Source organism: Erwinia endophytica (assembly GCF_009295515.1).
Lineage (GTDB): Bacteria > Pseudomonadota > Gammaproteobacteria > Enterobacterales > Enterobacteriaceae > Erwinia > Erwinia endophytica.
This window is the reverse complement of the sequence record NZ_RQVV01000054.1, coordinates 103,596-115,957: the sequence shown is the minus strand read 5'-3', so window position 1 is coordinate 115,957 and position 12,362 is coordinate 103,596. Positions and strand designations below refer to the sequence as shown.

At 50.5% G+C, this 12,362-nt stretch carries 13 protein-coding genes; 6 read left to right on the top strand and 7 right to left on the bottom strand.

The window, feature by feature from the left end:
• Positions 1–65 precede the first annotated feature (65 nt).
• The gene (gene tldD / locus EH228_RS17050; protein ID WP_152322812.1) at positions 66–1,511 is read left to right on the top strand and encodes a metalloprotease TldD; all 1,446 of its coding nucleotides are present in this window, start codon (positions 66–68) and stop codon (positions 1,509–1,511) included.
• A gap of 79 nt (positions 1,512–1,590) precedes the next feature.
• Here tldD and aaeR read toward each other — a convergent pair whose 3' ends face one another.
• Positions 1,591–2,508, bottom strand: a complete 918-nt coding sequence (aaeR, locus tag EH228_RS17045; protein ID WP_152322811.1) for an HTH-type transcriptional activator AaeR — start codon at positions 2,506–2,508, stop codon at positions 1,591–1,593.
• Between the two features lie 268 nt (positions 2,509–2,776).
• On the opposite strand from aaeR, the gene aaeX reads away from it, so the two are divergent.
• The 4 genes from aaeX to EH228_RS17025 all read left to right on the top strand — a co-directional run bounded on the left by aaeX (position 2,777) and on the right by EH228_RS17025 (position 6,372).
• Positions 2,777–2,980 (top strand): p-hydroxybenzoic acid efflux pump operon protein AaeX, encoded by a 204-nt coding sequence (aaeX, locus tag EH228_RS17040; protein ID WP_152322810.1) that lies wholly within the window; start codon positions 2,777–2,779, stop codon positions 2,978–2,980.
• A gap of 7 nt (positions 2,981–2,987) precedes the next feature.
• The gene (aaeA, locus tag EH228_RS17035; RefSeq protein WP_152322834.1) at positions 2,988–3,920 is read left to right on the top strand and encodes a p-hydroxybenzoic acid efflux pump subunit AaeA; all 933 of its coding nucleotides are present in this window, start codon (positions 2,988–2,990) and stop codon (positions 3,918–3,920) included.
• A gap of 4 nt (positions 3,921–3,924) precedes the next feature.
• Complete coding sequence (aaeB, locus tag EH228_RS17030; protein WP_152322833.1) at positions 3,925–5,883, top strand: p-hydroxybenzoic acid efflux pump subunit AaeB; 1,959 nt, start codon at positions 3,925–3,927, stop codon at positions 5,881–5,883.
• 219 nt (positions 5,884–6,102) lie between these two features.
• Positions 6,103–6,372, top strand: coding sequence for a barstar family protein (locus EH228_RS17025; protein WP_152322809.1), 270 nt, complete (start codon positions 6,103–6,105; stop codon positions 6,370–6,372).
• Between the two features lie 86 nt (positions 6,373–6,458).
• Here the strand turns inward: EH228_RS17025 and yhcN (EH228_RS17020) are convergent, their stop codons facing one another.
• From yhcN (EH228_RS17020) to argR, 4 genes are all read right to left on the bottom strand, one after another.
• On the bottom strand, positions 6,459–6,722 hold the full coding sequence (gene yhcN, locus EH228_RS17020; RefSeq protein WP_152322808.1) for a peroxide/acid stress response protein YhcN: 264 nt from the start codon (positions 6,720–6,722) through the stop codon (positions 6,459–6,461).
• A 102-nt stretch (positions 6,723–6,824) separates the two neighbouring features.
• Positions 6,825–7,094 carry a peroxide/acid stress response protein YhcN gene (gene yhcN, locus EH228_RS17015; protein ID WP_152322807.1) on the bottom strand — a complete coding sequence of 90 codons (270 nt, stop codon included), beginning with the start codon at positions 7,092–7,094 and terminating at the stop codon, positions 6,825–6,827.
• A gap of 115 nt (positions 7,095–7,209) precedes the next feature.
• Complete coding sequence (gene yhcN / locus EH228_RS17010; RefSeq protein ID WP_152322806.1) at positions 7,210–7,473, bottom strand: peroxide/acid stress response protein YhcN; 264 nt, start codon at positions 7,471–7,473, stop codon at positions 7,210–7,212.
• A 463-nt stretch (positions 7,474–7,936) separates the two neighbouring features.
• On the bottom strand, positions 7,937–8,407 hold the full coding sequence (gene argR / locus EH228_RS17005; RefSeq protein ID WP_152322805.1) for a transcriptional regulator ArgR: 471 nt from the start codon (positions 8,405–8,407) through the stop codon (positions 7,937–7,939).
• Positions 8,408–8,852: 445 nt separating this feature from the next.
• Here argR and mdh point away from each other — a divergent pair, with 445 nt between their 5' ends.
• Complete coding sequence (gene mdh, locus EH228_RS17000) at positions 8,853–9,788, top strand: malate dehydrogenase (RefSeq protein WP_152322804.1); 936 nt, start codon at positions 8,853–8,855, stop codon at positions 9,786–9,788.
• Positions 9,789–9,848: 60 nt separating this feature from the next.
• On the opposite strand, the gene degS is transcribed toward mdh, so the two are convergent.
• Positions 9,849–10,907, bottom strand: coding sequence for an outer membrane-stress sensor serine endopeptidase DegS (degS, locus tag EH228_RS16995; RefSeq protein WP_152322803.1), 1,059 nt, complete (start codon positions 10,905–10,907; stop codon positions 9,849–9,851).
• Positions 10,908–10,983: 76 nt separating this feature from the next.
• Positions 10,984–12,357, bottom strand: a complete 1,374-nt coding sequence (gene degQ, locus EH228_RS16990; protein WP_152322802.1) for a serine endoprotease DegQ — start codon at positions 12,355–12,357, stop codon at positions 10,984–10,986.
• Positions 12,358–12,362 lie beyond the last annotated feature (5 nt).

Here is a 12,362-nt window from a genome sequence, read left to right as displayed (position 1 = left end):
ATTGCCGCAGGCTATAGCGATGCATCGCCAGTTGTGACTGGCTCTCCCCTACATAGTGAGAATACATGAGTCTGAATCTGGTAAGTGAGCAGTTACTGACTGCTAATAACATTCATCAAGCCGATCTTTTTTCTCTTCTCGGCCAGTTATCTGAACGTAAACTGGATTATGCCGATCTCTATTTTCAGTCCAGCTACCATGAATCCTGGGTGTTGGAAGATCGCATCATTAAAGACGGTTCCTGGAATATTGACCAGGGCGTTGGTGTGCGGGCCGTCAGCGGTGAGAAAACCGGTTTCGCTTATGCTGATCAAATTACCCTGAATGCATTACAGCAAAGTGCTATCGCGGCTCGCAGCATTGTTCGCGAACAGGGTAACGGAAAATCGCACACGCTTGGCGCGGTGATGCATCCTCAGTTGTATCCGGCCATCGATCCCTTACAGAGTCTGTCGCGTGAAGAGAAAATTGCTCTGTTGCATCGTGTCGATAGTGCGGCTCGTGCTGCGGATAAGCGTGTACAGGAAGTCAGCGCCAGCCTCAGTGGGGTGTATGAAATGGTGTTGGTGGCCGCGACGGATGGTACGCTGGCTGCAGATATCCGTCCGCTGGTTCGACTTTCTATCAGTGTGCAGGTTGAGGAAAATGGTAAGCGTGAGCGTAGTTCCAGCGGCGGCGGTGGGCGTTTTGGTTACGAATTTTTCCTTGCAGATGAATCCGGTGAAGTCCGTGCTGAAGCCTGGGCGCGTGAAGCTGTCCGTATGGCGCTGGTTAATCTGAATGCTATCGCGGCGCCAGCGGGATCGATCCCAGTGGTTCTGGGCGCTGGCTGGCCTGGCGTTCTGTTACATGAAGCGGTAGGGCATGGTCTGGAAGGTGATTTTAACCGTCGCGGAACCTCCGTGTTCAGCGGTCAGATAGGCCAACTGGTGGCTTCTGAGCTGTGTACTGTGGTTGATGATGGTACCATCGACGGGCGTCGCGGTTCTCTGGCTATTGATGATGAAGGCGTGCCGGGACAATACAACGTGCTTATCGAGAACGGTATTCTGAAAGGTTATATGCAGGATAAGCTCAACGCCCGTCTTATGGGCGTCAAACCGACGGGTAATGGTCGCCGTGAATCTTATGCACACCTGCCAATGCCACGGATGACCAATACCTACATGCTGGCGGGTAAATCCACCCCGCAAGATATTATCGCCAGCGTTGAGTATGGCCTTTATGCCCCCAATTTCGGCGGCGGTCAGGTGGATATCACCTCTGGTAAATTTGTCTTCTCCACTTCTGAGGCTTATCTGATTGAGAAGGGGAAAGTCACTAAGGCGGTGAAAGGAGCGACGCTGATCGGTTCTGGTATTGAAGCGATGCAGCAGATCTCCATGGTCGGTAATGACCTGGCGTTAGATAAAGGCGTGGGCGTCTGCGGTAAAGAAGGTCAGAGCCTGCCGGTTGGCGTGGGGCAGCCGACGCTGAAGCTGGATAAACTGACGGTCGGCGGCACGGCCTGATGAATGCCTGTTCGGGACGAGCGATTCGTCCCGTTCGTTATTAAAGCCAGGGAAAATGCGTGTTTATCGCTACCAACCGTTACTCTTTCCGGTACTCCTGATAAATATCCGCCACTTTATCGAAATATTCCGTCAGATAGTTAATGCATACCTGCACCTTCAGCGGCAGCTTGTCTTTCTGCGTATAAACCGCATACACCGGGCGGGGATCTGACTGATAGTGAGCAAACAGGATCTCGACTTTTCCAGTATTGATCTCATCAATGACCCACATCAGTGGTACATACGCAATACCGGTCCCGGCAACCAGCCAGCGGATCAGCGTTTGAGAATCGTTGGTGGCGAACCTTCCCTGTGGCGAAAGACGAGTGGAAATTCCTTCCGGCGCGGTCAGTTCAAAGTCGTTATCTGGCCGAACGCTGTATCCCAGCCAGGAAAAATTACTGATATCAGACGGTTTTTCCGGTGTGCCATGCTGCGCCAGGTAGCTTTTCGCTGCACAGACAACCATTGGCATTGATCCCAGCCGCCGTGAAAACAGGCTCGAATCCTGTAATGCGCCAACCCGGATAACCAGGTCCAGCCCGTCGGCAATCAGGTCTGGCGCAGGAATACCGGTAACCAGATTCACTGTGAGTCCCGGATACTCTTTCAGCATTTCTGAGGTGATGTTTGCTAACACATTTTGTGCCATTGTCGAAGAACTGCCGATGCGCAGTGTGCCTACAGGGGTATTATTAAAGGCGTAAAGTTGCTCATGGACCTGCTGCGCTTCCGACATCATCCGGCGGCAACCTTGAAAGTAGATTTTTCCAGCCTCGGTCAGCCCGATACTGCGCGTGCTGCGGTTTAATAATTTTACCTGTAGCTCATCTTCCAGTTTGGCAACTGTCTGGCTGACGGCGGAAACGCTCATCTGCATTTGGTTGGCTGCTGCGGTGAAGGAGCCCATTTCAACCACTCGGGCAAACACGGACATGCCTTTCAGTCTTTCCATTATTAACCCTGGCTTAAAAGTGATTTAGATCACATTAGGTAGAAAACACATAGTCAGCCGCGTTACTATAGCACCACCGGGTTACAATTCAGTAACTCAACTCGCCAAATTGTTGGCGCTTGAATAAGCTATTATTCATTGAGCGCTGGTTATGATTATCTGACAGTGGATCGATTATTCCATCATCTCAATCGGTAAAGCAGCCCCTCGGGAGGTGAGTTGTGTGTGGTGAAAAATGTGTCCGGTAAAGTATTGACAAGGATAAGAGATGAGTGTGCTTCCGGTTATTGTGATATTTGGGCTCTCTTTTCCGCCCATATTCTTTGAAATTATAGTGTCATTGCTGCTGTTTTGGCTGGTACGCAGGCTGGTCACGCCCACAGGGATCTATGATCTGGTCTGGCATCCGGCATTATTTAATACAGCACTTTATTGCTGTCTGTTCTACCTGGTTTCCCGATTGTTTGTCTGAGGTCATAGTGAAAGCGCTAACAAGAAAAATTATTCGATTTGCCATAACCATCATCCTGGTTGTCATTGCTGTCATTGCCATTTTTCGCGCTTGGGTATTCTATACCGAATCACCCTGGACCCGTGACGCTAAATTTACCGCTGACGTGGTGGCTATCGCGCCTGACGTGAGTGGGCTGATTTCCGAAGTGCGTGTGCATGACAACCAATTGGTTAAAAAAGATCAGGTGCTGTTTGTTATCGATCAACCTCGTTATCAGGAAGCGCTGGATGAGGCGGAAGCAGACGTTGCTTACTACCAGGCTCAGGTGGATGAGAAACGCCGGGAAGCGATACGTCGTAATCAGCTGGGCGTTTCCGCTATGTCTCGTGAGGCTATCGATCAGGCTAACAATGATTACCAGACTACCGAGCACCAGTTGGCGAAGGCGATTGCCAGCCGCGATACGGCCAAACTTGACCTGGAGCGTACCGTAGTGAAAGCGCCTGCCGATGGTTGGGTGACTAACCTCAACGTTTATCGCGGCGAATTTATTACCCGTGGCTCTACCTCAGTGGCGCTGGTACAGCAGAATACGTTCTACGTGCTTGCCTATATGGAAGAAACCAAACTGGAAGGGGTGCGTCCTGGCTATCGGGTGGAAATCACCCCGCTGGGCAGCAACCGTGTGTTGCGTGGTACGGTCGACAGTATTGCCGCAGGGGTGACTAACAGCAGCAGTACCGTTGACAGCAAAGGTATGGCCACGATTGACTCTAATCTGGAGTGGGTGCGTCTGGCTCAGCGGGTGCCGGTACGTATCCGGCTGGATGAACAACCGGGCAATCTTTATCCTTCAGGTACCACGGCTACCGTAGTGGTGACAGGGGCGCAAGATCGTCAACCAGAGCAAATGTCACCAATGATGAAGCTGATGCATCGACTGCGTGAGTTCGGCTAAGCGTATGCAGTGGTATCGTTTCCGATTTCCGATTAAGCTCACTTTTGCCATTTTACTGGCGTTGCTGATCGGTTTTCATTTCAATCTTGAAACCCCCCGATGGGCGGTGATGACGGCCTGTATTGTGGCTGGTGGTTCGGCATTCGCGGCAGGTGGCGACCCCTTCTCTGGGGCGCTCCGCCATCGCGGTATGTTGCGTATTATCGGTACTTTCCTGGGCTGTATTGCCGCATTGGCGATTATGATTGCCACTATCCGCGCGCCAGCACTGATGTTGTTCTTATGTTGCATCTGGGCTGGATTTTGTGTCTGGTTGTCTTCGTTGATCAAGGTTGAAAACGCCTATGCCTGGGGACTGGCAGGCTATACCGCACTGATTATTGTGGTGAGTTTGAATGCCAACGGCTCGTTTTTGCTGGCGCCACAGTTTGCGGTCGAACGTTGTAGTGAAATCATTATTGGCATTGTTTGTGCGATCCTGGCCGATATGTTGTTTTCACCGCGCTCGATCAAACAGGATATCGATCGTGAAATCGACAGTTTGCTGGTAGAACAGTACAAACTAATGCAGCTGTGTGTCGCCCATGGTGATAAAGGCGAACTCGATAAAATCTGGACTTCCCTGCTACGTCGTACGAAAGCACTTGAAGGCATGCGGCGCCATTTGATGCTGGAATCCAGTCGCTGGCAGCGCGTTGAGCGGCGTATGTGGGCGCTCAATACTCAGTCTCTGATGCTGATCACGCAGGCTTGTGAAACTTTCCTGATCCAGAATACTCGCAAGGATTATGTGCCGCCGCAGTTCCAGCAGTTATTCGGCCAGCCGGTGGAAAATGTTGGCGATATTCACAAGCATATGAAAATCATACGCCGGCTGATAGCAACCTGTGGTGGCAAGGACGCTCCGCCGACTATCAGTAATTGGGTGGGGGCTGCCACGCGTTATCTGCTGCTGCTGAAAGGGATCCAGACTAATAGCCGTATCAGCCGGATAGAAGAAGGCGTGCTGGTTGGGGAGCCGGTGGTGAAAATGCGTTCCGCGGAATCCCGCCATGCGCTGATCAACGGGATCCGTACCTTTGTGGCGACGGCGATTGGTTCACTGTTCTGGTTATGGAGCGGTTGGTCTTCCGGTAGTGCCGCAATGGTGATGCTCGCGGTCATCACGGCGTTGGCGATGCGCACACCAAACCCGTTGATGATGGCGAAAGACTTTCTGTATGGCATGATCGTCGCCATCCCATTGGGCTCGCTCTACTACATGCTGATCATGCCAGCTACCCAGCAGAGTATGCTATTGCTGTGTATTGCGCTGGGGGGAATGGCGTTTATCTGCGGGGTCTTAATCCAGCGTCGACAGACAGGGACGCTGGGCGCTCTGGTGGGTACGGTCAATATTATTACGCTGGGTAATCCAATGAGTTTTGGGGTGAGTTCTTTTCTTGATAATGCACTGGGCCAGGCCATCGGTTGTTTCCTGGCGCTACTGGTTATCCTGCTGATCCGTGATACCCCCAAAGCCCGTACTGGACGGACGTTGCTCAATCGTTTTATGTATGCCGCGGTGGCAGCGATGACCACCAACAAGGCCAGACGCCGGGAGAACCATTTACCGGCGCTTTATCACCAGCTGTTTATGCTGTTGAATATGTTCCCGGGAGATAGCGATAAGTTTCGGATTGCCCTGTTGTTGATTATCAGTCATCAACGCCTGCGTAATGCAGATATTCCGATTAACGACGATCTCTCCGCCTGGCATAAGCAACTGCGTCACACTGCGGATCGGGTGATTGCGGCAGGAAGTGAGGAAAAACGTCGGCAGTACTTTGAATGTCTGTTAGCGGAGTTGGATATCTATCAGGAAAAACTCAGGCATTACGAGGCTCCATTGAGTGTGACAGAACCCGTACAAGGACTGTCTGTGATGCTGAAGAAGTACCAGAACGCCCTCATCCAAATCTAACTGGTGGCTGATTCCCGCGGATATCAGCGCTTTCTCATTCATCGATCACATGGTCTGGTTTATACCGTCATACAGGTCGCCATCTATACTTATCCCATAAGGATGGCAACCCCCTCCAGGAGAAGACAATGAACCTCTCTTTTTTTTGCGGTATTGGGGGACTGTAACTCATCGGGCGGTTTTAGCCGCCCTGACTGTTTGCCTTGTGGAGCGGCCAGCATGAGAACAGAGATTTTTGATTTTGATGAGATTGTCGATCAGGCGCATTTCTATCGCCAGTTCAGCGAGCGCTTCGCGCTGAACTGTCAACGGATCAGTGATTTGGACAGTTTATGGGATGTGGTTAATGCTGATATATTGCCGTTACCGTTGGAAATTGTATTTATCAATATGGGTAACGGGCAGAAAAGACGATATGGCGCACTGATTTTGTTGTTCGATGAAGCTGAAGAGGAACTGGAAGGGCAGCTTCGCTTCAACATTCGGTAATAAAGGTTGTGGCAAAAAAAGGCCCCGCGAGCGGGGCCAAAGGGATCGTCGAGGGCAGCTTTCGACACCGCCCGGATGACGAGGAATTATTTATAAAGCTCAGCGGTGACATGCCAGGAATTGTCATTACGTGCTTCGATTACCCGATAAGCACGGGCTCCCTGTGCATCTGCTTTTTGTGACAGTTGCTGGCGGATATCCATCGGCACACCCGCTACACCACTTAATGTTACCGTCCCCACAGATTGCAGATTTTCTGACTGTTGCGCATTGACCAGTTGGGCGGCAGATGCGCCAAAAGAGACAGCGGACAGCAGACTCAATGCAGCGATGGTTGTTTTGATTTTCATTATCTTCTCCTCATTGCACTTAACAACCTGCGGGTTTAAACATCACGATCAGCTCGTCGATGTCATGGCTGAACGTGGGGAGATGTCCGTAGGTCGTCGGGCTTATTTATACAGTTCCGCGGTAGCGTGATAGTTACCGTTATTGTAGGCCTCGATCACCCGGTAGGATTTAGCCCCCTCTTTATCGGCTTTCTGAGAAAGCTGCTGACGGATATCCGTTGGGGTGCCATCGATACCACTCACACTGATGGTACCGATAGATTGCAGGTTTTCGCTCTCAACCTGCTGATTGGTCACCAGGTTTGCAGCGCTGGCACCGAAAGAGAAGATGGAAGCCAGGCCAAACACAGCAATTGCGATTTTGTTTTTCATGATCAATGCTCCAGATAGTGTTGTACGGTAACCGGGTGAGTTAAAAAACGATTATTATTCCAATGGTTACCGTTATTTCTTGGTTAAACTCAGCAAAAATGTTGTCTAACTTCTGTTATTTGTACAGCTCTGCGGTGGCGTGGTAGTGGCCATTGTTATAAGCCTCTACAACACGGTAGGCAGAGGCGCCTTGAGCATCAGCCTTCTGGTTCAACTGAGCGTTGATATCCATTGGGGCGGCACTCACGCCGCTGACGCTGATGGAGCCCATTGGTTGCAGATTTTTCGCCTGTTCTGCGTTGATAGAATCAGCTGCAAATGCACCAAAAGACAGGGCAGAAAGAACACTCAACGTAGCAATAGTAGTTTTAACGTTCATCATATTTCCCTCGTCATCTGTTTTTATCTTGTTGTTTACTGTGATTCACATCACGAAAAGAAGTATAGATCTAATAACGGAAAATATTAATAGCCTGCTAATAATATTTTATTGATACGCTTAACCCATTAGTCAGCTTTTAATAACATTGTGTTATAAAAATCGCTTATAGTTTGCGCTGCCAGTGTTGAATTCATGTAAAAACATGGAGATGCATGACTTTAACTATTTGTGCGCTTATTTGTGGTCTGATCCCGACAAGAGGGGGGATTTAGTCGAGTTAATACCTGACTTATTCCTTGTAAGGCAGTTTATCATGCTGATGGTGAAGCCAGATAATGGGTGAAAAAGTAGAGCCGACTGACGTCGGCCCTGAGTAGAGATAATGATGTGCGATAGTGAGTATCAGGTTAATGCTGAGCGCCGCTTATACATGTCATGCATCATCATGGAGCGGCTTTGACTATAGCTCTTGTTCAAATAATACCATCACCGAGGCAAGTAGCTGTTTGACAGTCACATGGCGTGCTGGCGTGATGAAAATAGTATCATCCCCGGCAATGGTTCCGAGGATCCCTTCTGGCTTACCGAGCGAATCCAACATTCTGGCAATCAGTTGGGCCGCACCGGGACTGGTGTGGATAACAATCAACGCATCATTATGGTCGATATCCAGCACCAGGTTCTTCAGTGGGCTGGTGGTGGTTGGCACCCCCAGCTCGGCGGGTAAGCAGTACACCATTTCCATTTTGGCATTGCGGGTGCGCACTGCGCCAAACTTGGTTAGCATGCGCGAGACTTTTGACTGATTGATATTTTCGAAGCCCTGTTCTTGCAGAGCGGTGACAATCTCTCCCTGAGAACTGAACTTTTCTTCTTTTAACAAGGCTTTGAAGGCCCTGATCAGATCTTCTTGTTTTGATGGATTACGCATGTGGTGTCCGTTAAAAGTCAGTAAAGAAATTAATTTTCTGGGCAGAATATGACATTAATTATGCAATTAAGTGAATTTTTATGCAAATGAGAAGTGAGAGGATTTCCATCCGTAGTGGATGGTGCAGTAGTCTGACAAATTTTTAAGCAAAAAGCAGGTGTCCACCATCTTTACTGGCTGACTGAAAAGTGAACAATTTGTTATTGTTTTGATGTTGCCCTGCTAAACTAAATAATAAAAATGTAATAATACACTTTTTGTACCACCTGGCGATGAACAGGGCTTTACCTACAGACATAATATCGACAATATCCACACTTTCATTGAGTTGCCTGCGCCAGTGCGCAAAGTAGAATGAAAGTTTTCGCAAAGGCGCATGGCTCTTTGTATGTTGATGACCAAATGGATTCCCGGCAATTATGTTTACTATAATAAGGAGTTTAGGATGAAAGTCGCAGTTCTCGGTGCAGCTGGCGGTATTGGCCAGGCTCTCGCTCTTCTGCTTAAAATCCAGCTTCCGGCAGGATCAGAACTCACTTTATATGATATCGCTCCTGTCACACCCGGCGTTGCCGTTGATTTGAGTCACATTCCTACGGCGGTCAAAATTAAAGGTTTCAGTGGGGAAGATGCGACTCCAGCGCTGCAGGATGCGGATGTCGTGCTGATTTCAGCAGGTGTGGCGCGTAAGCCAGGCATGGACCGCTCAGACCTGTTTAAGGTGAATGCGGGGATTGTGCGTAATCTGGTTGAACAGGTTGCCAGAACATGCCCTAAAGCCCTGACTGGGATAATCACCAATCCGGTTAATACTATGGTGGTGATCGCCGCTGAAGTGCTGAAGAAAGCCGGCGTTTATGACAAGAACAGGCTGTTTGGTGTAACGACGTTGGATATCATCCGTGCCAATACCTTTGTTGCCGAACTGAAAGGCAAAAATCCGGCCGAGCTGGATGTGTCGGTGATTGGTGGTCACTCTGGCGTAACCATTCTGCCTCTACTGTCGCAGATCCCAGGTGTGAGCTTTACCGATCAGGAAATTACTGACCTGACCCAACGTATTCAGGACGCAGGTACCGAAGTGGTAGACGCGAAGGCGGGAGGCGGATCGGCTACGTTGTCGATGGGACAAGCCGCGGCTAAATTTGGCCTTGCCCTGGTACGAGCACTGAATGGTGAAAGCAACGTAGTTGAGTGTGCTTATGTGGAGGGGGATGGCACTCATGCCCGTTTCTTCTCACAGCCGCTGTTGCTGGGTAAAAACGGTATTGTCGAGCGCAAGCCAATTGGCCCACTGAGCGTCTATGAACAGCAGGCGCTGGAAGGTATGCTGGACACGCTGAAGCAAGATATCATTCTGGGCGAAGCGTTTGTGGAGTAACCCTTTATCCTCACCTCAGGCCAGGGGCTCCTGGCCAACGATGTGATTCTGCCTGAAGCGCTAATTTTCTGGATATTCCTGTACGGTAACTGGCAGCGTCAATTTGTGTTCGCTGCGAATGATTTCGACCTCAATCACTGTGCCCGGACGGATTTCGGCGACTTGATCCATTGTTTCCAGTGCTGAAACGGCGGGTTTCTGATTCACGTTAGTGATCACATCATTAACCTGCAGGCCCGCTTTTGCTGCGGGTCCCCCTGGTGCGACGTTAGTCACCACGATGCCCTGGATGTGATCGAGGCTGGAGTTATGACCGTGCATTTGAGGGATCTCTCTGCCGCTAATGCCAATAAAGCCACGGATCACCCGACCGTCGCGGATCAGTTTATCCATGATTTTTGTTGCCAGCGCCGTAGGGATCGCAAAACCAATGCCTTCCGGCGTCTCACCGTCGTTACTCTTGTCAAACGACAGTGTGTTAATGCCCATCAGTTCTCCCAGAGAGTTTATTAATGCTCCCCCCGAGTTACCTTTATTGATTGATGCATCGGTCTGCAGGAAATTCTGGTAACGAGAAGGGCTCAGGCCTACGCGTCCGGTGGCGCTGATAATCCCTTGTGTCACGGTTTGACCAATATTGTAAGGATTGCCGATCGCCATCACCAGGTCACCGATGTGGGCAACACGTTTCGGGTTTATCGGGATAACCGGCAGGCTGGATGCCGTGATTTTCAGTACGGCAAGGTCGGTCAGGCTGTCAGATCCGACCAGCATGGCTTCAAAAATACGCCCATCCTGTAAGGCGACAATGATTTGGTCAGCATCATTAATCACGTGTTTGTTCGTCAGAATGTAGCCACGGGCATCCATGATCACCCCCGATCCGAGCGTACGGATCTCCAGATTATCTGCGGGTGAGTTAGCGCTGCGGTTATAAACATTCACCACGGCGGGGGCGGCTCGGCGAACCGCGCCATTATAGCTGACAGGCATCTGATCGTCGCTGCTATCTCTATAGGCAAGAAAGTCCCCGCCGATTCGCAGTGTTGGCACAGTAGCCAGCAGAATACCCGCTACCACAAGGCCAAAAAGCACTGAACGCAATAGTTTAGGAAACATGGCTTTAAATGATGAGTGAATGAACGAGGGCAGGATAACATGAGTTAAGCGGACACGCAGGTGTCCGCTTCATGATTTAGCGTAAAAGCAGGTAGATGTTCTGATCGCCGCGGATAATGTTCAACGCCATCAGGGGCGGTTTTGCTTCCAGTAGTTTGCGCAGTTCCGCCAGGTTATGAACGGGGGTACGGTTCAGACCAACAATCACATCACCTTTATGCAGGCCGAACTGTTCGGCAGGTGTGGACTTATCAACCGAATCGACCATGACCCCTTTGCTGCCGTCTTTCGCCGTTCCGTCGCTCAGGGAGGCGCCCTGCAGTGCCGGGGTCATCTGCTCGGCGCTGGTGGTGCTTTGGCTACTGGTATCCAGCTTAACGGCGACGGTCATTGGCTTGCCGCCACGTAGCAGGCCTACTTTGACCTCGGTGCCTGGGGCGGTGGTGCCGATTTTCACCCGTAAGGCGGCAAAGCTCTCGATCGGTTTGCCATCAAGGCTGGTAATGATGTCTCCGGCTTTGATCCCGGCTTTGGCAGCCGCAGACTCCGGTAGCACTTCATTGACAAAGGCGCCGCGCTGTACGTCGACATTGAATGCCTTCGCCATATCTGCGGTCATTTCTGTTCCTTTGATCCCCAACTGGCCGCGTTTCACTTCTCCATAGTCAATCAGCTGTTGCGCGAGGTTTATCGCCATATTACTTGGGATGGCAAAGCCAATACCAATGTTGCCCCCGGAAGAAGCCAGAATCGCGGTATTGATGCCGATCAGCTCTCCGTTGAGATTAACCAGCGCTCCGCCAGAGTTGCCCCGGTTAATGGCGGCATCGGTTTGAATAAAGTTTTCCAGCCCTTCAATATTGAGACCACTGCGGCCCAGCGCGGAAACAATGCCAGAGGTGGCCGTCTCTCCCAGCCCGTACGGGTTACCAATTGCCACCGCAAAATCACCGACTTTTAGCTGGTCTGAATCGGCAATTTTCACCTGGGTCAGACCTTTCGCGCCGCTAATCTGGATCAAGGCAATATCAGTTTGTTCGTCATGCCCGATCAGTTTAGCGTCAAATTCCCGGCCATCATTCAGTTGTACGCTGATTTTATCGGCACCATTGACCACATGGTTGTTGGTTAATATGTAACCTTTATCGGCGTTAATCACTACACCGGAAGCCAGACCTTCAAAAGGTTGGGGCTGAGAGTCGCCTCCGCTCAGGCCTTGTTGGTCAAAGAAGCGTTTCAATGGTTCAGGAATGTTCTGTGTCTGGGGCTGGGTGCCTTCGACATGCACGCTGACCACGGCCGGTAAAACTTTTTCCAGCATCGGCGCCAGGCTGGGAATCTGCTGTCCCTGAATTTGTGCGGGAAGCGTAGCGTGCGCCGCTGGGGCTACAGCCAGATTCATGCCAGTGCTTAGTGCTAATGCGCTTAAAAGTAATGATTTTTTCTTCATCGTTA

Bases quoted from the DNA above. Each gene is read 5' to 3' on its own strand.
- tldD (WP_152322812.1), top strand. From the start codon at position 66: ATGAGTCTGAATCTGGTAAGTGAGCAGTTACTGACTGCTAATAACATT.
- aaeR (WP_152322811.1), bottom strand. From the start codon at position 2,508: ATGGAAAGACTGAAAGGCATGTCCGTGTTTGCCCGAGTGGTTGAAATG.
- aaeX (WP_152322810.1), top strand. From the start codon at position 2,777: ATGAGTGTGCTTCCGGTTATTGTGATATTTGGGCTCTCTTTTCCGCCC.
- aaeB (WP_152322833.1), top strand. From the start codon at position 3,925: ATGCAGTGGTATCGTTTCCGATTTCCGATTAAGCTCACTTTTGCCATT.
- EH228_RS17025 (WP_152322809.1), top strand. From the start codon at position 6,103: ATGAGAACAGAGATTTTTGATTTTGATGAGATTGTCGATCAGGCGCAT.
- yhcN (WP_152322808.1), bottom strand. From the start codon at position 6,722: ATGAAAATCAAAACAACCATCGCTGCATTGAGTCTGCTGTCCGCTGTC.
- yhcN (WP_152322807.1), bottom strand. From the start codon at position 7,094: ATGAAAAACAAAATCGCAATTGCTGTGTTTGGCCTGGCTTCCATCTTC.
- yhcN (WP_152322806.1), bottom strand. From the start codon at position 7,473: ATGAACGTTAAAACTACTATTGCTACGTTGAGTGTTCTTTCTGCCCTG.
- argR (WP_152322805.1), bottom strand. From the start codon at position 8,407: ATGCGTAATCCATCAAAACAAGAAGATCTGATCAGGGCCTTCAAAGCC.
- mdh (WP_152322804.1), top strand. From the start codon at position 8,853: ATGAAAGTCGCAGTTCTCGGTGCAGCTGGCGGTATTGGCCAGGCTCTC.
- degS (WP_152322803.1), bottom strand. From the start codon at position 10,907: ATGTTTCCTAAACTATTGCGTTCAGTGCTTTTTGGCCTTGTGGTAGCG.
- degQ (WP_152322802.1), bottom strand. From the start codon at position 12,357: ATGAAGAAAAAATCATTACTTTTAAGCGCATTAGCACTAAGCACTGGC.